We start from the raw sequence: 18765 nt of genomic DNA on the forward strand, positions 1-18765 counted from the left end.
ATACCGACATGAGTAACAACGACATTGACCGTATCGACGATGAAGAAGTAGACGAACTCGAGGAAGACAAGCACGACGAAGAACAGGAAGCTGCAGAGGCTGAAGAGTCCGGCGGTCGTGCCTACGAAGAAGTAGCCGACGTTACCCAGATCTACCTCAATGACATCGGCAACAATGCTCTGCTGACTCCCGACGAAGAACGTGCCTTGGCGCGCCGGGTGGTACAGGGTGACTTCGAAGCCCGGCAGCGCATGATCGAACACAACCTGCGCCTCGTCGTGAACATTGCCAAGCATTACATCAATCGCGGCATGGCTCTGCTCGATCTGATCGAGGAAGGCAACATCGGCTTGATGCATGCACTGGAAAAATTCGATCCCGAGCGTGGTTTCCGCTTCTCGACCTACGCCACCTGGTGGATTCGCCAGTCGATCGAACGCGCCATCATGAACCAGTCGCGCACGATCCGTCTGCCCGTTCATGTCATCAAGGAGCTCAACGTCTACCTGCGGGCATCGCGTCATCTCGAAAGCCAGATTGGCCGCGATCCCACGATCGATGAAATTGCCCACCTTGTCGGCAAGCCACCGGAGGAAGTCCGCCGGGTCATGAGCCTCAACGAGCGCATGGCCTCTCTGGATGCGCCACTTGATATCGACCCCATGCTCACCATCGGCGAATCCATTCCCGACGAGCAGCAGGAAGAGCCGGACATCAAGCTGCACGGCATGCAGGTCAACCGCTACGTCCAGACTTGGCTGAAGCAGCTGACCGACAAGCAGCGGCTGGTCATTGAGCGGCGCTACGGGCTGAATGGCTACGAAATCTGTACTCTTGAAGAGCTTGCAGACAGCCTGAGCCTGACCCGTGAGCGGGTTCGCCAGATCCAGATTGAAGGACTCGAAAGCCTGCGGCGCATATTGCGACGCAAAGGTATCAGCAAGGACATGCTGTTCTAGCCAGAGCAAGAAAAAGCCCGCCATATGGCGGGCTTTGACAGCAATAACGAAGTGATGAAGACGAAATCAGGATTGCGGTGGTTGTGTGGCGGGAAGACATCCGCCTACCAGATCTTTCAGACGCTCGGGCTGAATCAGCTGGATATGCTTGTGCTCGACCGTAATCCAGCCTTGGGACTGGAACTTGGACAAGGTCCTGCTGACCGTTTCCAGCTTCAACCCCAGAAAGGAGCCGATTTCTTCACGGCTCATGCGCAGGATGAAATCGTTGGCTGCAAAACCGCGTGCCGAAAAGCGTTGGGACAGGTTAAGCAGGAATGCAGCCAGACGCTCCTCGGCCTTCATGTTGCCCAGCAGCAGCATGACCGACTGGTCTCGAACGATTTCACGGCTCATCAAGCGGAAGAAATGATGCTGCAGCGACGGAATCTCGCGCCCAAGGCTCTCCATGCGGACAAATGGCAATTCGCAGACCTCGGCATCTTCCAGTGCGACCGCATCACAGCCGTGGGCACCACTCGAAACACCATCCAGCCCCAGAAGCTCGCCGGACATCTGGAATCCGGTCACCTGCTCGCGGCCATCATGACTGGAAATGCAGGTCTTGAAAAAACCGGTACGAATCGCAAACATCGACTTGAACGGCTCGCCAGCCCGGAACAGGTATTCACCACGTTTCAAGCGCCGGCTTTGACGGATGACCGCATCAAGCTGACTCATCTCCTCCCGGTTCAAACCGATGGGGAGGCACAGCTCACGCAGGCTGCAGCTTGAGCAAGAGACCTTCAGTGTATGGGCGCAGATCGGGTTGTGTTCGGCCATAATATGCAAAAAGGTTAACTTTCAGTCCGGTCTTGACCATCATCAAAGGTTAGACTGTCCCACTCAGGCAAAGTACAGCAGTGCCTGAAAGGTATACCCAGATGACAAATTTTACTGAATCAGGCATCACGCCTGTGCAGTTCGTTTTTGACCGCGAACTGATCGAAAAACTCGATGGAAGCGGCCCTCGCTACACCTCCTACCCCACAGCGGATCGTTTTACTGATGCATTCAGCGAGGCCGATTATCACCATTGGCTGAAACAAAGGCAAATCGGCGCCTGCGCCCGAGGCGTATCATTATACGCTCATATTCCTTTCTGCAATACCGTTTGCTACTACTGCGCCTGTAACAAGATCATCACCAAAGACAAGTCACGCGCGGATACCTATCTGGATTATCTCGAGCGCGAACTGGCCCTGCATGCCGAGTACCTGCAAGGTCACCCGCAGCTGGCCCAGCTCCACTTTGGCGGAGGCACACCCACCTTCCTGTCGGATGCACAGATGACGCGCCTGATGCAGGCAATCGGCCGTCACTTCCAGCTCGTACCGCATGGCGAATACTCAATCGAAATCGATCCGCGCAAAGTCACGGCAGACAACGTCAAACACTTGGCCAGCCTTGGTTTCAACCGCATGTCGGTCGGCGTACAGGACTTTGACCCGCAGGTACAGACAGCCGTCAACCGCATCCAGAGCCTGGAAGAAACCCGCGCCGTCATTGATGCAGCACGAGCCAGCGGCTTCAAGTCCGTCAGCATCGACCTGATCTACGGCCTGCCGCACCAGACACTCGAATCGGTGCAGACCACGCTGGAAACCGTGCTCGAAATCCGTCCGGACCGGCTGGCTTTCTACAACTATGCACATCTGCCCACCCTGTTCATGCCGCAGCGGCGCATCAACGAGGCAGACCTTCCGTCACCATCGGCCAAGCTCGACATCCTGCAAATGGCCGTACAGACCCTCACCGATGCCGGTTATGTCTTCATCGGCATGGATCACTTCGCCCTGCCGGACGACGATCTGGCGGTTGCCCTGCGACAAGGACGCCTGCAACGCAATTTCCAGGGCTACTCCACCCACGCCGACCATGACCTGATTGCCATCGGCGTATCGTCCATCGGCAAGGTCGGTGCCAGCTACCACCAGAACGAAAAGGACATCGAGCGCTACTATGCCGCGCTGGATGCCGGTCATCTTCCGGTCATGCGCGGCATGCACCTGTCGGCGGACGACCTGCTGCGCCGGGCCATCATCCAGGCCCTGATGTGCCGCTTTGCCCTGTCGATGGATGCCATGGGAGAAAGCTTCGGCATCGACTTCCGGCAATACTTCGCCCCCGAGCTGGAACGACTGGCCGACCATGCCGATCTGGGACTGCTCACGATGGACGAAGAGTGGATCACCATCACGCCCAAAGGACGCTTCCTGATCCGGACCATCGCCATGGTCTTCGACCGCCACTTGCGCGAACGCACGACCAAAGCCAGGTACTCACGCACGATCTAGCGCCCACCCGGGCCGTAGCCGTCCCCGCCAGCGCAGGGATCCGGACTGACGGAACACAGGCCTGAGCCAGTTATTGCATGCACGGATGCCCCAAGGGGCATCCGTCTTTTTGTTTGTGTGGATACCAAGCGGGGTCCCCCGTCTGTCACCAGATTGCCCCCGGTTCGCACCCGGCAACCACCAGGCAAACCATGGCATCAGGATTGGCCGGACCTTGGCTGCTCGCCCGTCCGGCAGCAGCCCACTACGGAAATCCAGTCAAAGAGAAAGTTGACCAATAGCCCGCGCGCACAACCCGTCATGCACGGACCACACGGCACAACACCGGTATCACAGGCCTGTCCGTAGGGCACGCAGCCTCTTTGGTTCCGGTCCACGGCACCTCCGGCACAGGCAGATCAACTCCAGCCTGGTCTGAAGCACAGACAGGCCGGCCTGCACTCAGGCCCCAACCACCCTACGCGGCACACGTGGCGCCAAAGCGCACATCAGTTCATAACCGATGGTCCCGGCTGCCGTGGCCACGTCGTCGATCGACACACCATCACCGCCCCACAGCGTCACCCGGTCTCCGACACCAGCCTGCGGCAGACTGGTGAGATCAATGGTAAGCATGTCCATCGACACCCGCCCCACCAGCCGGGCAGGCTGACCGCCGATCGCACAGGGCGTACCGGCCGGCGCCACACGCGGATAGCCATCAGCATAACCACAGGCTACCACACCAATGCGCATCGGCCGGTCGGCCACGAATGTCGCGCCATAACCGACGGCATCTCCGGCTTGCAGCGACTGCACGCCAATGATGTCAGCCTCCAGCCGCATGGCCGGCCGCAGCCCCAGTTCAGCGGCCGACTGGTCGGCAAACGGACTGGCACCGTAAAGCATGATGCCTGGACGCACATACTGACGCCGGCTGGCCGGATGACGCATCAGCGCCGCCGAATTGGCCACGCACGACGGCAGGCCGAGCGAGGCATTGACTTCGTCAAAGCGGGACAACTGGGCGGCAATGCCGGGGTCGCCGTCGGCCGTGGCAAAGTGGGTCATCAGCCCCGCCAGACGGATGTCGTTGCGTGCCTGCAACCAGGCTGCGGCGCGTGGCGCCTCGTCGGGGCGGAATCCCAGCCGGTTCATGCCGGTATTGAGCTTGAGCATGACTTCAAGCGGAGCCGGCAAGCTGCCCTGCTTCAGCCAGTCGAACTGGTGCGCGGCATGAAACGGCACCGTCAGTTGCAGACGGGCAGCTTCCTCCAGTTCGGCACGGTCAAAGCAGCCCTCCAGCAACAGGATCGGCTGTCGCAGACCGGCCTCACGCAAGGTACGGGCCTGCTCGATGTTGATGAGGGCAAAACCGTCGGCCAGACCGGCCAGCGCTGCCGCCACCTGTTCATAACCGTGGCCGTAGGCATCGGCCTTGATGACGGCAAAGGCAAAACTTTCCGGAGAACAGGCTTTGGCTTGTTGATAATTGTGACGGATAGCGGCCAGATCGAGGGTCGCGCGGATCGGACGTGTCATGGGAAGTCGATTTAAGGCACCGCAAAGGCGGTTCTGGAGGGCTGTGATAGTATCAGTGTGTTAGTTGTTTCTGTTGTGGTTCCCCACCTTTTCCTACCGGATTTTCCGTACTGCCTGCTGATGGACATCCTGCAAACGCTGATCGAATTTTTTACCGGCTACGGCTACGCCGCTGTCTTTCTGGTGTTGCTGGCCTGCGGATTCGGTCTGCCGATTCCGGAGGACATCACCCTGGTCGCCGGCGGCATCATTTCCGGACTGGGCTACACACACGTGCACACCATGTTCGCCGTCGGCATGGCCGGCGTGCTGGCAGGTGATGCCACCATGTTCCTGATCGGCCGCCTGTACGGCCCACGGGTACGCCGGCTCAAGTTCGTGCGCAAGATCCTCACGCCATCGCGTTTCCGCATGGTGCAGGGCAAGTTCGCCCGCTACGGCAACTGGGTGCTGTTCGTGGCCCGCTTCCTGCCCGGCCTGCGCTCGCCGATCTTCCTGACTGCCGGCATGACCCGGCGCATCCCGTTCTGGCGCTTCCTGCTGCTGGATGGCCTCGCAGCGCTGATCAGCGTGCCGGTCTGGGTCTACCTTGGCTATTTCGGCGCCTACAACCGTGACTGGCTGATGGAAATGGTGCATCGCGGCCAGCACGGAGTCTTCGTGATCCTGGGCATCCTGGCCGTCGTGATCGCCGCAGTGTGGTGGCGGCGCCACCGCCGGGCGGCACTGCCGCCGGAAGCCTGACCCCGGGTTCCGGCTCCATGTCGAGCGCCTGGCTGGTCTCGCTCCTGAGTCCGCATGCGGCGCTTCTGGCCTTTGTCCTGCTGCTGGCAGGCGGTCTGGCCGTGCCGATACCGGAAGACGTGGTTCTGGTCAGCGCCGGCATCGTTGCCGGCCTTGGCCATGCCGGTCTGGCCGACATGCTGGTCATCACTTTTCTCGGAGTCCTGCTGGGCGACGTGGCGATGTACGCCATCGGCTGGCACTGGGGCGACCGCATCCGCCAGTGGCGCTTTTTCGACCGGCTGGTCAGTGCCGAACGCGAGGCCGGCATCCGCGCAGCCTTTGCCCGCCGCGGCATCTGGTTCGTGTTTGCCGCCCGCTTCCTGTGGGGCATCCGGGTGGCCGTCTACCTGGTCGCCGGCATGAGCCGCCAGATTGCGCCTGCACGCTTCCTGCTGGCCGACGGCCTCGCCGTCCTGCTGACCGTACCGGTCAAGGTGGTACTGGGGTTTTACGGCGCCCATCACCGCGCCTGGCTGGAACAGGCGCTGCACACCGAAGAACGGGTGATCGGCATCCTGGCCGGCAGCATCCTGCTCTTGCTCACGCTCTGGTGGCTCTGGCGCCGCCGGATTTCACGGCAGCTCTAGCGTTCCGGCAACACCGTCACTGACCAGCGCACAGCCGCGGCCACGCCGCTTGCAGGCATACAGACGCCGGTCGGCCAGCGCAATCAGCGCTTCCTGGCTGTCGGCCTCATGCCGCAATACACCGCCGATGCTGATACTGACGCTGGCATCGACCTCGCGCCACTCCATCTCGGCCACTGCCCGCAGGAATGCGTGGACAAACGATGCCTGTCCGATACCCGGCTCCAGCACCAGGGCAAATTCGTCCCCGCCCAGCCGGTAGCACGCAACCGGCCAAGGCAGGCTGTCGAGCCGGGCCACGATGCGTTGCAGCACCGCGTCGCCGAACGGATGGCCAAAGCGGTCGTTCAGTCCCTTGAAGTGGTCAACATCGAACAACATCAGGCCAAAGTCGCCACCGGACTGCCAGCATCCGGCCAGGTCACGGTTGAACGCATGACGAGTCAACGCCCCGGTCAGGCAGTCGTAATCCAGCGCGTGGGCCTGCAGGCGGAAGCGTTCAACCAGCCGGCCGACCACAGCGTAGTTTTCGCGTACGAACAACAGCCGCCGCGCCGGCGACAGTTCGGCCGTGCTGTCCAGCTGACCGTATTCTTCCAGCCGGTTCAGCACCGAACGGATCATCGCCTGCTCGTGGCGCAACACGCGCAGCAGATACAGGGAACCGCCGCCAAGCAGCAGCACGACGCAAATCAGGGCCAGCGCACTGCGGTGGAATGCCTGCCACAGCTGTGCCCGCAACTGTGCGCCACTGGTGCTGACCTGCACCACCCACTCCGGCCCGGCCACCCGGCGCTCACTCCTGATACCGTGCAGCAATGCCTGAGCCAGCCCGCCTGCGTGTTCCGGCAAAGGCAGCATGGACGATACACGGGAAGGTATCCTCACATCGTCAGGTGCCGGATTTTCTCCACTAGACAGGACTTCGGCTCCACCGGCCGTCCTGACCGACAGCAGGTTGCCTCCCGAACCACCCAGCGCACTGTCGAGGTCCTGCCGCAGGACATCGACCGAAAAATCCACGACCAGCAGTCCGAGCAGGCTGCCGTCATGGTCGCGCACCTGCCGCACCATCGATACCACGCTGCGTCCGTCGGTATATTCGGTATACGGCCCGATCCACTGCACGCCGTCATGGCGCCCCTGCGCGACCCGGAACCACGGCCGCGTTTCCGGCTGGAAAATGCCGTCCCCCGGCCAGAACGGAAAACTGTCGAGCCTGCGGTGCTTGAGGTTGTAGAAAAAGACGAAATGGCGTTCAGGCTTGATCTCGGACACATAGCGCCACGCCATGGTGACCGGGCTTTCGCCACGGCGCACCTGGTCAAGATCAAGCATCCGGTACAGCAGATCGAGCTGGCGCTCGCTGCGGTCCACCAGCGGCTGCACGCGCCACAGCAGATAGGCGTCGAGCTGTTCGCGCATGCGTTGCTGCCGCTCGTCCAGCTGGGCGTGCAGACTGCCCAAGGCCAGCCAGCACGCCAACCCTATTACCAGAACCGCCAGTACGGCACTGGCGGCCACCAGCAAGGCCCGCAATGACCTTGGGCGAAAAACGGAATAAAACATCAGCGGCCTGGCTGTTGCTTCGCGCAAAAACCGCGAAGAATAGACCATTTGCAGCAACTTTACCCGCAAATCGCCAGACTGGCTGACCTAGGTCAGGCTTGGGCCAGCGGCGCAGCGGTCTGCGGCCAGGCCGCCAGTCAATGCTACAATCGCGCCAATTTCAGCGTGGCCTGACCCGCGCCCCCGAATCCTTGCCGCCACGCCCGAGCGCGCAGCGGCCAGATGCAAAAAAAGGAATCTCCATGAGCCTCAAATGCGGCATCGTCGGCCTGCCCAATGTCGGCAAGTCGACCCTCTTCAACGCCCTGACCAAGGCCGGCATCGAAGCCGCCAACTACCCGTTCTGCACCATTGAACCCAACGTCGGCATCGTCGAAGTGCCGGACCCGCGCCTGGACGAGCTGTCGAAAATCGTCAATCCGCAGCGCGTGCAACCGGCCATCGTCGAATTCGTCGACATCGCCGGGCTGGTCGCCGGTGCCAGCAAGGGCGAAGGGCTGGGCAACCAGTTCCTCGCCAACATCCGCGAGACCGACGCCATCGTCAACGTGGTGCGCTGCTTCGAAGACCCCAACATCGTCCATGTGGCCGGCAAGGTCGACCCGATCGCCGACATCGAAACCATCGGCACCGAGCTCGCCCTGGCCGACCTGTCGGCAGTGGAAAAAGCCCTCAACCGCGAAGGCAAGAAAGCCAAGGCCGGTGACAAGGACGCCCGTGCACTGGTCGCCGTGCTGGAAAAGCTGGTGCCGCACCTTGACCAGGGCAAGCCGGCCCGCTCGCTGGAGCTGAGTCCGGAAGAGCTGGCCATCGTCAAGCCACTGTGCCTCCTGACCATCAAGCCGGCCATGTACGTCGCCAACGTGGCGGAAGACGGTTTTGCCGACAACGCCCACCTTGACCGCCTGAAGGCCCTGGCCGATGCCGAAGGTGCTCCGGTCGTGGCCCTGTGCGCCTCGATCGAATCGGAAATTGCCGACCTTGACGATGCCGACAAGACCGACTTCCTCGCCGAAATGGGTCTGGAAGAGCCGGGGCTCAACCGCCTGATCCGCGCCGGCTACAAGCTCCTCGGCCTGCAAACCTACTTTACCGCCGGTGTGAAGGAAGTCCGCGCCTGGACCATCCACGTGGGCGATACCGCCCCGCAGGCTGCCGGCGTGATCCACACCGACTTCGAACGCGGCTTCATCCGCGCCCAGACCATTTCGTTTGCCGACTTCATCCAGTACGGCGGCGAAGCCAAGGCCAAGGAAGCCGGCAAGATGCGCGCCGAAGGCAAGGAATACGTGGTTCAGGACGGCGACGTAATGAACTTCCTGTTCAACGTCTAAACCGTATGCCTTCGTGTCACGCCATCGCGTGGCACCTCAAAACTCCGGTGTTTCCCAGGATTCACCGGGGTTTTTTGTTGCCGCAGCATGTCACTCCGCGTCGTGACATACCGGGCATGGTCACACCAGCCCGCGACAGGAAACCCGGAACAGCTGACCCAATCAGTACGGGACAACAGCTTTTTTCCGGTGAAACCGGCCAGTAATGCTCCGGAAAACCACCCCCTTGTCAGACACACTTCTCGGGCATCCGGTTGTACCGGGCATTTCATGCCTGACCTCCCGCAACAGACGCAAAAAAAGCCGCCGGATTCCGGCGGCTTTCTGCTGGCAAGACAGGATCAGTGACGGACGTGCGGAGCCAGTGCGTGCAGCATCTGGGCCAGTACCTTCGGGTTGCCGGCCACGATGTCGCCCGATTCCAGCCAGCCCTGCTCACCGAAAAGGTCGGTCACGATACCGCCGGCTTCCTGCACGATCAGGCTGCCGGCTGCGATGTCCCACGGCTTGAGGTTGAGTTCCCAGAAACCGTCGACGCGACCGCAGGCCACATTGCACAGGTCCAGCGAGGCCGCACCTTCGCGGCGCACGCCGGCGGTCTTTTTAAGCATGTCGACAAACATGGCAAGGTAGCTGTCGAGATAGCTCAGGTCGCTGACCGGGAAACCGGTGGCAACCAGACTGTCGGTCAGGCTGATGCGCTTGCTGACACGGATGCGGCGGTCATTCAGGAAGGCACCGGAACCCTTGGATGCGGTAAACAGGTCGTTGCGGTTCGGGTCATAGACCACGGCCTGGGTCACCTGGCCGCGCTGGGCCAGGGCAATCGACACTGCATACTGCGGATAGCCGTGCAGGTAGTTGGTGGTGCCGTCGAGCGGATCGATGATCCAGACGAATTCACCATCCAGCGCGGCACCGCCCGACTCCTCGGCTAGAATGGCGTGAGTGGGATAAGCCTCCCGGATGATCTCGATGATGGCTGCTTCGGCAGCGCGGTCCACCTCGCTCACAAAGTCATTGTGCTGTTTCTGCTCGGCGCGGATCAGGTCAAGATTGCTTGACGCGCGCTGCATGATGTTGGCAGCACGGCGAGCGGCCTTGACCGCGATCGTCAGCATCGGATGCATGGGATAGCCTTTCTCACAAAGGTAGGCAGCCGGCCTCGACAGAAGCCGGCTGTCATGAATAGTCGGGTTTTCAAGAACGCAAAGACCCGGCGCACATGTCCGGGCCCTCATAATGGGTACGGATTCTACTCCAAGTCTCACAATGCCGAAACCCGAAGTCCCTGATTTTCTGCGCAATGTTCGCGTCGTGCTCGCCCGCCCCTCGCTGCCGGCCAATATCGGCAGCGCCGCCCGTGCGATGAAGACCATGGGGTTGACCCGCCTGTATCTGGTCAGCCCCAGGCGCTTTCCCGATCCCGAAGCCGACACGCTGGCCTCGGGTGCCGTCGACGTGCTGCAACAGGCCGTCGTCACCGGCTCGCTGGGCGAAGCACTGGACGGCGTGGCCCTGGCCTGCGCCCTGACCAGCCGCAAGCGCGAAATCACCACCCCCCTGGCCGCCCCGCGCATCGCCTGCGCCGAACTGCTCGACGCCGCCCGCCAGGGACAGCAGGTGGCACTGGTATTCGGCAACGAAACCTTCGGCCTGTCGATCGAAGAAGCCGGCCAGTGCAACCGGCTCGTCACCATCGCCGGCAACCCGGACTATTTTTCGCTCAACCTGGCCCAGGCCGTACAGGTCATGAGCTACGAGCTTTTCAGCCAGCTCGACTTCCCGCTCGACCACCTGCGCTTCCAGACCGAACGCGCCAGCCGCGACGAAGTGGAAGGACTGTACGGCCACCTCGACCACACCCTGTCCGGCATCGGTTTTTACGAGCGCCGCAACAGCGAACGCCTGATGCGCCGGCTGCGCACCCTGTTTGACCGTGCCGACCTGGAACGGCAGGAAATCGACATCCTGCGCGGCATCCTCAAGCAGGTGGAACGCAAGACCGGCCTGGTTCCCGACCCGACCCGCCGCGACAACGAAAGCTGACCACCATGCCCTGTGCCGATGCCCGCCTGGCCCCGCTGCTGTCCGTATTGCGCGTTCCCGAAGTCCGTTCGCTCGCCGTACTGCTGCTGGGCGCATCGCCATGGGACAGCGGTCAGGAAGTGCCGCGCGCCGTGCTGCTGGGCGATACCGGCATCAGCCGCCTGCTGGCACTCGACACAGCCCCGGCACCGCTGCTGGACTGGCTGGCCGCCCAGGCCCCCAACCGGCTGGGCCGGCTGGCCGAAGCCCTGCTGGCCTTCTGGTTCACCCAGGCACCGCACATCCGTCTCGCCGCCGCCAACCGGCTGGTCTACGGGCAAGGCCACGTCATCGGCGAATTCGACTTCCTGGTCTGGCTCGACGGCGAGCCCTGGCACCTGGAAACCGCCAGCAAGTTTTTCCTGCTGGTGGACGACGGCCAGCGCCAGGACTGGATCGGCACCAGCCTGCACGACGCCCAGCTGCTCAAGCAGGCCAGCCTGCAACGGCAGCTGGCCCTCAGCCGCCACCCGGCGGCCCGCAGCAGCCTGCCGGCCGGCTTTGCCGGTTGCCGCAGCGGCAGCATCCTGCGCGGCCAGCATTTCCGGCCACTGACGCTTGCCGGCGAACAGGAACCCAGCTGGGGTCATACCGTCCACCCCATGCTGGACCCGTCACACCGGCAGGTAGTCCTGCCCCGGCTGGACTGGCTGGCCCCGGCCTGCCTTGAGCCGGACGCACTCGCGGCCAGCCTCTCCGGCACCCGGCAGACCCCGGCCCTGCTGGCCGAGCTGGCCCCGGCCGGCAACGGCGACTGGCAAGAAGTCCGCCGCCATCTGTGCGTTCCGCCCGGCTGGCCGCAATCCGAACCGCTCAAACGCCTGCAGGCACGCATCGACGCCCTGGCATCGCAGCCGTGACCACCCTGCTGATCCTGTGGGCCGGGCAGACCGGCCACACCCATGCGCTGGCCGCAACAGCGGCCGATGCCGCCCGGCTGGCTGCTCCCACCGTCACCGTCCGCCTGCTGCCGGCCCGATCAGCTGGACTGGACGACCTGCTGGCCGCCGATGGCGTCCTGTTCGCCACACCGGAAAACTTCGGCTACATGGCCGGCGCCCTCAAGGATTTTTTCGACCGTACCTTTTATCCGGCGCAAGGCCGCGTCGAAGGCCGCCCCTACGCCCTGCTGGTGTCCGCCGGCAACGATGGCCGGGGAGCCGCCGGCAGCGTGGAACGCATCGTCCGCGGCCATGCGCTGACGCCAATCGCTCCGCCGCTGATCGTGCGCGGCATTCCGGCAGCAGCCGACCTGGCTGCGGCGGCCGAACTAGGGGCCGGCCTCGCCTGCGGGCTGGAACTGGGCGTATTCTGAGCCGCCGGACTACGGCCGGATATAGGCGCTGCCGGCCTGCTGCAATTCGATCAGGCGCACGATGCCGGCCGGCACCGGCTGCACATAATCCGGCAGGGCGGCATCCGTGACATGAAATGCGGCCATGGCATTGCGGCACGGCTCGACCAGCAGGCCACGGCGTACCAGCTCGATCAGCGTCAGCTGCATGGCATCCGGCAGCGTAGCCAGCCGCAGGACGGCCGGTCCGGTCAGCACCAGATGCGCCGTGCACGGTTCACCGCGCCCGGCGTAGCTGGCCAGCGTGTGGTTGATGTTGCCCAGCGCCATCTGGAACACGGCGTCATCGGCCTGGTCGACATGAAAAGCCACTTGTGCAGACATGCTGTGTACTCCTGTTCCGTTCCGGCCAGACCGGTATCTGGCCGGAACGGTCATTGAAAGAAACGCATTGACGGTAAACCGGCATGCGGCTTCCCCGGGGGGTTCGGCATCAATGCCGTCTTTCGGGTGCCTTCCATAACCTGCCGTCAACGTGCAGGCGGCATCAGGCCGCTTGCCTCCCGATTTGTAGCACCTGATGCAGCGGTTGCCGGGCTGATGTCCGGAATCTGCGAGCCACCGCGCGAAACGGACAGCGGAACACCGACTCCGGTCCTGCCACAGGCTCCTGACCTTGCACCATTCACCGATGGCACAACAAACCGGTGTTCATTCAGCGACACGCACCGCCCCGGTCGCCGGTATCCCCGTGCATGCCGCTGCACGCCGGAAAGTCCTGTCAAAAACTCACCGTTTGATACTTGCCCGGGCAAGCAGCCGCCAGGCAAACGGCTTTCATGCAGACACCGTACACGCATGAACCGGGCATGTTCATGACCGGTCTTGTCAGGGCAGATGCGCCATTCAGCGTGCAGGCAGGCCGCCGGTCACGCAGGAGCGCTTTTGCCTCCCGGACTACATGCGCCTGCGGGCGCCCTCTTCCAGAATCCAGCTGCGGAATGCCTCGAATACCGGCGATTCCAGCTGCTCGGGGCGGTAACACAGGTAATGCCCCTGCGCCAGGATGGCAGCGCTGGGAAACGGCTCGGCCACCCGCCCCTGCTCCAGCTCTTCTTCGATCAGGCAGACCGGCACCAGTGCGTAGCCCATGCCGGCCTCCACTGCGCGGATCAGCGAACCGAAGTGCTCGAAACGCGGACCGGGGCGCGGCACCAGGTCGGGTACCTGCATGATCTGCGCCCACTCGGTCCACAGCGACGGTTCGCCCTGGTGTTGCAGCACGGTCTGGCGGGCCAGGTCCGCCGGATTGCGCGGAGGCGCCATGCCATCCACGCCCTGCGGCGGTCCGACCAGCAAGAAGCGCCGCAGCGTGATGCTCTCGGACACCACGCCCGGCCACACGCCATTGCCGTAACGGATGGCCACATCCACGTCGATCGGCTGCGCCTGCTTGCCGGACACATGCCGGTGAAAGGCCAGCGTGATGCCCGGATGCAGGCGGCTGAAATCCGACAGGCGCGGGATCAGCCACTTGGTGGTAAACGTCGGCACCGAAGCCAGCGACAGCGTGCCGCCGCCCTGCGGGCCGTCGATCAGGTCGAGGGTGGCGTTTTCCAGCGCCAGCAGGGCCGGCTGGATGCGCTGAAGATACAGCCGGCCGGCATGCGTCAGGGTAAAGCGCCGGCCGTGCCGGGCCAGCAGCCGGATGCCGACAAAGCGTTCCAGCCCGGATATCTGCCGGCTGACGGCACTGGGCGTGACACACAGCTCGTCGGCCGCCTGGGCAATCGACAGATGGCGTGACACGGCTTCGAACGCCAGAAGCTCATGAATGGACGGACACGTGCGTTTCATGTGGTCATGATGCGCGCTTGCGTGAAAAAAACGCACGCATTTCGTTCCATTAATTCATCCATATCAATACTTAACCAATTAATAATGCGCGGCGTCCTGCCCCTGAACCCCATTGCACAAGGCGGTCTGCGTTGATTTCCCGGCTGGTTTCCCTGTTTTACGTCCTTTACCTGATCCTGCCCATCGGCCTGATCCTGACCGGCTCGTTCGGCGAGACCTGGATCAACACCCTGCTGCCCGAAGGGCATACCGGACAGTGGTACGCCGAACTGTGGGACGACCGCAGCTTCACCCGCGCCTTTGTCACCAGCCTGCTGGTCGCCGTCAGCGCCTGTGCCATCAACGTGCTGCTGTGCGTCCCGCTGGCCTATACCCTGGTACACGGAGCCCGCCAGCGCAACCAGTTCGCCACCCGCATGCTGACCCTGCTGCCGGTGGCCGTGCCCACCATCACGCTGGGCTTTGGCTACATCCTCGTTTTCAATACCGACGCCCTGCCGTGGCTCGGCAGCACACCGCTGCTGATCGCCGCCCACGTCGTGCTGACCCTGCCCTACCTGACCCAGACGCTGGTGACCGACCTGCGCCACCAGCGCCTTGACCGCCTCGAACAGGCCGCCGCCACGCTGGGTGCCCGGCCCATGGCACGCTTTTTCGGCATCGTGGTGCCCAACCTGCGCCACAGCCTGCTGTCCGGCCTCGTGATGGTAGCCGCCCTGTCGATCGGTGAATTCCAGATTTCCAACCTGATTGTCGGCTTCCAGAACCGCACCTTCCCGGTGGTGTTGCTGCAAGCGTTCTACGGCGCCTCGGGCTTTGCCTGCGCCGCCACGGTCGTGCTGCTGCTGCTGGCCACGATTGCCTCCCTGACCTCCACCCTTTCGTCCCGCACCCGATGAGCCTCTCGTACGAACAAGTCAGTTTCCAGTATCGCGGCACGCCGATGGGCGTGTTCGATGTGAACCTCACCCTGGAGAGCGGCGAACTCGTCGCCTTGATCGGCCCCAGCGGCTCGGGCAAAACCACCCTGCTGCGCCTGACGGCCGGCCTGCTGACCGGACACTCCGGCCACATCCGCCTTGGCGAGCGCGATCTCTCCAACGTGCCGGTGCACCAGCGCGAAATCGGCATGATGTTCCAGCACTACGCCCTGTTCCCGCACCTGACCGTGGCCGAAAACGTCGCCTACGGCCTGAAGATGCGCGGCGTGGCCAAGGCGGCACGGCGCAAGACCGCGCTGGAAATGCTGGAACTGGTCGGCCTGTCGGCGCACATCGACCGCCTGCCCGGCCAGATGTCCGGCGGCCAGCAACAGCGGGTGGCACTGGCCCGGGCGCTGGCCTTCGGCCCGCAGGCCCTGCTGCTGGACGAACCACTGTCGGCACTGGATGCCTCCATCCGCGGCCAGCTGCGCGACCAGATCCGCACCCTGCAACAGCAGTTCGGCGCCACCACCCTGCTGGTCACCCATGACCAGGAAGAAGCCCTGACCATGGCCGACCGCGTGGCCCTGCTCGACCACGGCCGCGTGCTGCAATACGGCACGCCGGAAGAACTCTACCAGGCACCGTGCAACGAAACCGTGGCCCGCTTTGTCGGCCTGTCGACCATCCTGCCGGCCACGGTGTGTGCCACGGATGAAATCGACCTCGGCTTTGCCCGCCTGCGCTGCGATACCGGCGCCCGTGCCATCGGCAGTGCGGTCAGGATGCTGGTGCGCCCCGAATCGATAGACACCGATCCGCCGGCCGGCACCGTCAACCGCCTGCCCGGCCGCGTCACCCTCAAGCGCTACCTCGGTGCCCTGACCCGCTACGACTTCCAGGTCGACGGCTGCGACACCGTGTGGCTGGGCGATGCCCGCCAGGTGCCGGAGCACGCCATCGCCGTGGCGCCGGAACACGTACGCCTGCTCGACAACTGATCCTGCCGATTTTTCCCTACCTGCCACCGTTCGCGGAGAACCCTCATGACCCGTCTGCCCCGTCGCCGCCTGCTCGCCGGCCTGACTGCCACCCTGTTTGCCCTGCCGGCCATGGCGTTCAGCGGCCCGGAAATCTATCCGGGCGAAAAGGCGCTGTACAACGCTGCCGCCAAGGAAGGCATCGTGGTGTCGTTCGACACCGGGCCGGAATGGGCCAACTGGAAGTCGCTGTTCAAGGCCTTCAAGGACCGCTATCCCGAAGTCGAGCTGACCTACAACGACCTGGGTTCGGCCGCGACCGTGGTGGCACTGGACAAGACCCGCCGCCGTCCGCAGGCCGACACCGCCTACTACTTTGCTGCTTCGGCCGTGGACGCCACCAGCAAGGGCGTGGTCGAAGGCTACAAGCCGGTCAATTTCGACAAGCTGACTCCGGTGTTCCGCGATGCCAGCGGCCGCTGGTTTACCGTGCATTCGCTCAACGTCGCCTTCCTCGTGAACAAGAAGCTGGTCAAGAACAGCCCGCAAAGCTGGGCCGACCTGCTGAAGCCGGAATACAAGAAGAGCGTGGTCTACCTTGACCCGCGTTCGACCGGCCAGGGCCAGGTCGCGGTGTTTGCCGCCGCCTTCGGCAACGGCGGCTCGATGGACAACCCGATGCCGGGCGTGGACTACCTCGGCCGCCTGCACCAGGCCGGCAACGTCATGCGCGTGGAAGGCACCACCCCTTACGCCAAATTCCTCAAGGGTGAAATCCCGATCTGGATCGGCTACGAAAACGACGGCCTGAAAGCCAAGTACCTCGATGGCATGAAAGACAGCATCGACGTCATCATCCCGAAAGAAGGCAGCGCCGCCGCTCCGTACGGCATGAGCCTCGTCAAGAACGCCCCGAACCCGTCGGCCGGCAAGCTGTGGCTGAACTTCGTGATGAGCCCGAAGGGCCAGCAGCTGTTCGCCGAAGGCTTTGTGCGCCCGTCGGTACCGGACGTGAAACTGCCGGCCTCGGTCAGCGACAAGATGCCGGCCGCGCCGCAGATCAAGCCGCTGGACGTGATCAAGGCCCAGGCCCACAAGGCGCAGATCGACGCCGCGTGGAGCAAGGCCGCGCTGTCGCGCTGATTGAACAGGCAAAGGAATAGTCCGACATGATGCAGCGCTTCGGTGCGTGGCCGGCCCTGGCCTTTATCGCGCTCTTTTTCGTGTTCCCGCTGGTGGCCCTGCTGCCCGAGGCGATGAGTGATCAAGGCGAGGCGTTTGTCCGCATGCTGGACGATCCGCTGTTCTGGCCGGCCATCCGCAATTCGGTGGCGCTCGGCCTGTCGGCCGGGCTGCTGTCGACGCTGGTCGGCGTGACGGTGGCCTGGCAGCTGGCCCACCTGCCGCCGCGCCAGCGCGACATCTGGATGGCCTTGCTGGGACTGCCGCTGGCGTTTTCCGGCATGGTGATCGCCTACGGCTTCATCCTCGCCTTCGGCCGTGCCGGCTTTGTCACCCAGTTGCTGGGCTACCTGGGTGCCGATCCGGCCGAATTCGGCGCCTGGATCTACACCGTCGGCGGCCTGACGCTGGCCTATGCCTATTACCTGATTCCCCGGGTGGCGCTGACGCTCTACCCGGTATTCACCAACCTCGACCCGCGACCGATCGAAGCTGCCCGCACGCTGGGTGCTTCGCCGTACCGCGCCTTCTGCAACGTGGTGCTGCCGGAGATCGCTCCGTCAGTCGGCGCCTCGTGCGCACTGGTCAGCGCACTGGCCATGGGCACCTACGGCACCGCGCTGGCGCTGGTCGGCACCCAGGTCAACATCCTGCCGCTGCTGCTGTACGCCAAGATCGGTGACGGCGGCGCGGATTTCCCGGCGACAGCCGCCCTTTCCATTGTCCTTCTCGCCCTGTGCAGCCTGATTCTGGGCCTGGGCGACCATTTCAGCCGTCGACGTGAACATGCCGTATTCCAGTCCAGTCATTGAAGCCCTAGACCGTCTCGCCCGCCGCCAGCAAGGACCGCTGCGGCTGGCACAGCCCGTTGCCATCGTCGGCCCGCGTGAAGCCACACCCGAGCAGGAGGCCGTGGCCTACCGGCTGGCGCTGGCGCTGGCCGGTGCCGGCCTGACGCTGGTCTGCGGCGGCAAGATCGGCGTGATGCAGGCCGCCGCGCGCGGTGCGCGTGACGCCGGCGGCATTTGCGTCGGCCTGCTGCCGGAAGAAGAAGCCGCGCACGGCAATCCTTTCCTGACCGTGGCGCTGCCGACCGGCATCGGCCTGTCGCGCAACATGCTGGTGGCGCGCAGCGCGGCCTGCCTCGTTGCCGTGGGCGGCGGGCTGGGCACGCTGTCGGAAATCGCCATGGCCTTGCAGTGGAAGAAGCCCGTATTCGCCACCGCGCAGGCGCCGCACGTGGCCGGCGCGCAGTATTACGACGACGAGGAAACCCTGCTGCTGGACGCTCTGGCCTGGCTGGCGCGCTTTTCGCCGCAGCAGGCTGCCGACCTCGGCGGCTGATTGCC

The 18765-nt window shown here is 63.7% G+C and carries 19 protein-coding genes; 13 read left to right on the plus strand and 6 right to left on the minus strand.

Annotated elements, in window-relative coordinates:
• Nucleotides 1-8 precede the first annotated feature (8 nt).
• Nucleotides 9-959 (plus strand): RNA polymerase sigma factor RpoS, encoded by a 951-nt coding sequence (rpoS, locus tag G542_RS0107715; protein ID WP_027823821.1) that lies wholly within the window; start codon nucleotides 9-11, stop codon nucleotides 957-959.
• Nucleotides 960-1025: 66 nt separating this feature from the next.
• Here rpoS and fnr read toward each other — a convergent pair whose 3' ends face one another.
• Nucleotides 1026-1781, minus strand: a complete 756-nt coding sequence (gene fnr / locus G542_RS0107720) for a fumarate/nitrate reduction transcriptional regulator Fnr (protein ID WP_027823822.1) — start codon at nucleotides 1779-1781, stop codon at nucleotides 1026-1028.
• Between the two features lie 101 nt (nucleotides 1782-1882).
• On the opposite strand from fnr, the gene hemN reads away from it, so the two are divergent.
• Nucleotides 1883-3295 (plus strand): oxygen-independent coproporphyrinogen III oxidase, encoded by a 1413-nt coding sequence (hemN, locus tag G542_RS0107725; RefSeq protein ID WP_027823823.1) that lies wholly within the window; start codon nucleotides 1883-1885, stop codon nucleotides 3293-3295.
• A 441-nt stretch (nucleotides 3296-3736) separates the two neighbouring features.
• Here hemN and alr read toward each other — a convergent pair whose 3' ends face one another.
• On the minus strand, nucleotides 3737-4816 hold the full coding sequence (alr, locus tag G542_RS0107730; RefSeq protein ID WP_027823824.1) for an alanine racemase: 1080 nt from the start codon (nucleotides 4814-4816) through the stop codon (nucleotides 3737-3739).
• A gap of 120 nt (nucleotides 4817-4936) precedes the next feature.
• Here alr and G542_RS0107735 point away from each other — a divergent pair, with 120 nt between their 5' ends.
• Both G542_RS0107735 and G542_RS0107740 read left to right on the plus strand, forming a co-directional pair.
• Nucleotides 4937-5560, plus strand: a complete 624-nt coding sequence (locus G542_RS0107735) for a DedA family protein (protein WP_012695838.1) — start codon at nucleotides 4937-4939, stop codon at nucleotides 5558-5560.
• A gap of 17 nt (nucleotides 5561-5577) precedes the next feature.
• Nucleotides 5578-6189 (plus strand): DedA family protein, encoded by a 612-nt coding sequence (locus G542_RS0107740; RefSeq protein ID WP_027823825.1) that lies wholly within the window; start codon nucleotides 5578-5580, stop codon nucleotides 6187-6189.
• On the opposite strand, the gene G542_RS0107745 is transcribed toward G542_RS0107740, so the two are convergent.
• Nucleotides 6175-7758, minus strand: a complete 1584-nt coding sequence (locus G542_RS0107745) for a GGDEF domain-containing protein (RefSeq protein ID WP_162142343.1) — start codon at nucleotides 7756-7758, stop codon at nucleotides 6175-6177. The two genes, G542_RS0107740 and G542_RS0107745, sit on opposite strands and share 15 nt — an antisense overlap.
• 242 nt (nucleotides 7759-8000) lie before the next feature.
• Between G542_RS0107745 and ychF the strand changes: the two genes are divergently transcribed.
• Nucleotides 8001-9092, plus strand: a complete 1092-nt coding sequence (gene ychF / locus G542_RS0107750) for a redox-regulated ATPase YchF (RefSeq protein WP_012695834.1) — start codon at nucleotides 8001-8003, stop codon at nucleotides 9090-9092.
• A gap of 341 nt (nucleotides 9093-9433) precedes the next feature.
• Here ychF and G542_RS0107755 read toward each other — a convergent pair whose 3' ends face one another.
• Nucleotides 9434-10222 carry an inositol monophosphatase family protein gene (locus G542_RS0107755; protein ID WP_012695832.1) on the minus strand — a complete coding sequence of 263 codons (789 nt, stop codon included), beginning with the start codon at nucleotides 10220-10222 and terminating at the stop codon, nucleotides 9434-9436.
• Nucleotides 10223-10364: 142 nt separating this feature from the next.
• Between G542_RS0107755 and G542_RS0107760 the strand changes: the two genes are divergently transcribed.
• Genes G542_RS0107760 through G542_RS0107770 form a run of 3 tightly spaced genes read left to right on the plus strand, consistent with a single transcriptional unit; the run spans nucleotide 10365 to nucleotide 12495 of the window.
• Complete coding sequence (locus G542_RS0107760) at nucleotides 10365-11141, plus strand: RNA methyltransferase (RefSeq protein WP_034985290.1); 777 nt, start codon at nucleotides 10365-10367, stop codon at nucleotides 11139-11141.
• A 5-nt stretch (nucleotides 11142-11146) separates the two neighbouring features.
• A complete protein-coding gene (locus tag G542_RS17485) occupies nucleotides 11147-12040 on the plus strand; it encodes a DUF1853 family protein (RefSeq protein ID WP_051189968.1) in 894 nt (297 codons plus the stop codon).
• Nucleotides 12037-12495, plus strand: a complete 459-nt coding sequence (locus G542_RS0107770; RefSeq protein WP_027823828.1) for a flavodoxin family protein — start codon at nucleotides 12037-12039, stop codon at nucleotides 12493-12495. The genes G542_RS17485 and G542_RS0107770 overlap by 4 nt, the downstream gene beginning before the upstream one ends.
• 9 nt (nucleotides 12496-12504) lie before the next feature.
• Here the strand turns inward: G542_RS0107770 and G542_RS17490 are convergent, their stop codons facing one another.
• Both G542_RS17490 and G542_RS0107780 read right to left on the minus strand, forming a co-directional pair.
• Nucleotides 12505-12858 carry a DsrE family protein gene (locus G542_RS17490; RefSeq protein ID WP_012695828.1) on the minus strand — a complete coding sequence of 118 codons (354 nt, stop codon included), beginning with the start codon at nucleotides 12856-12858 and terminating at the stop codon, nucleotides 12505-12507.
• Nucleotides 12859-13431: 573 nt separating this feature from the next.
• On the minus strand, nucleotides 13432-14331 hold the full coding sequence (locus G542_RS0107780) for a LysR substrate-binding domain-containing protein (protein WP_027823829.1): 900 nt from the start codon (nucleotides 14329-14331) through the stop codon (nucleotides 13432-13434).
• A gap of 131 nt (nucleotides 14332-14462) precedes the next feature.
• On the opposite strand from G542_RS0107780, the gene G542_RS0107785 reads away from it, so the two are divergent.
• The 5 genes from G542_RS0107785 to G542_RS16300 are packed head-to-tail and all read left to right on the plus strand — an operon-like array spanning nucleotide 14463 to nucleotide 18760.
• On the plus strand, nucleotides 14463-15230 hold the full coding sequence (locus G542_RS0107785; RefSeq protein ID WP_027823830.1) for an ABC transporter permease: 768 nt from the start codon (nucleotides 14463-14465) through the stop codon (nucleotides 15228-15230).
• Nucleotides 15227-16255 (plus strand): ABC transporter ATP-binding protein, encoded by a 1029-nt coding sequence (locus G542_RS0107790; RefSeq protein ID WP_027823831.1) that lies wholly within the window; start codon nucleotides 15227-15229, stop codon nucleotides 16253-16255. The genes G542_RS0107785 and G542_RS0107790 overlap by 4 nt, the downstream gene beginning before the upstream one ends.
• 45 nt (nucleotides 16256-16300) lie before the next feature.
• Nucleotides 16301-17377, plus strand: a complete 1077-nt coding sequence (locus G542_RS0107795) for an extracellular solute-binding protein (RefSeq protein WP_081666791.1) — start codon at nucleotides 16301-16303, stop codon at nucleotides 17375-17377.
• A 26-nt stretch (nucleotides 17378-17403) separates the two neighbouring features.
• Nucleotides 17404-18228 (plus strand): ABC transporter permease, encoded by an 825-nt coding sequence (locus G542_RS0107800; RefSeq protein WP_012695822.1) that lies wholly within the window; start codon nucleotides 17404-17406, stop codon nucleotides 18226-18228.
• Nucleotides 18203-18760, plus strand: a complete 558-nt coding sequence (locus tag G542_RS16300; protein WP_012695821.1) for a TIGR00725 family protein — start codon at nucleotides 18203-18205, stop codon at nucleotides 18758-18760. Before G542_RS0107800 ends, G542_RS16300 begins: the two co-directional genes overlap by 26 nt.
• Nucleotides 18761-18765: the final 5 nt, after the last annotated feature.

The sequence above is a fragment of the Laribacter hongkongensis DSM 14985 genome (assembly GCF_000423285.1).
GTDB classification, from domain to species: Bacteria; Pseudomonadota; Gammaproteobacteria; order Burkholderiales; family Aquaspirillaceae; genus Laribacter; species Laribacter hongkongensis.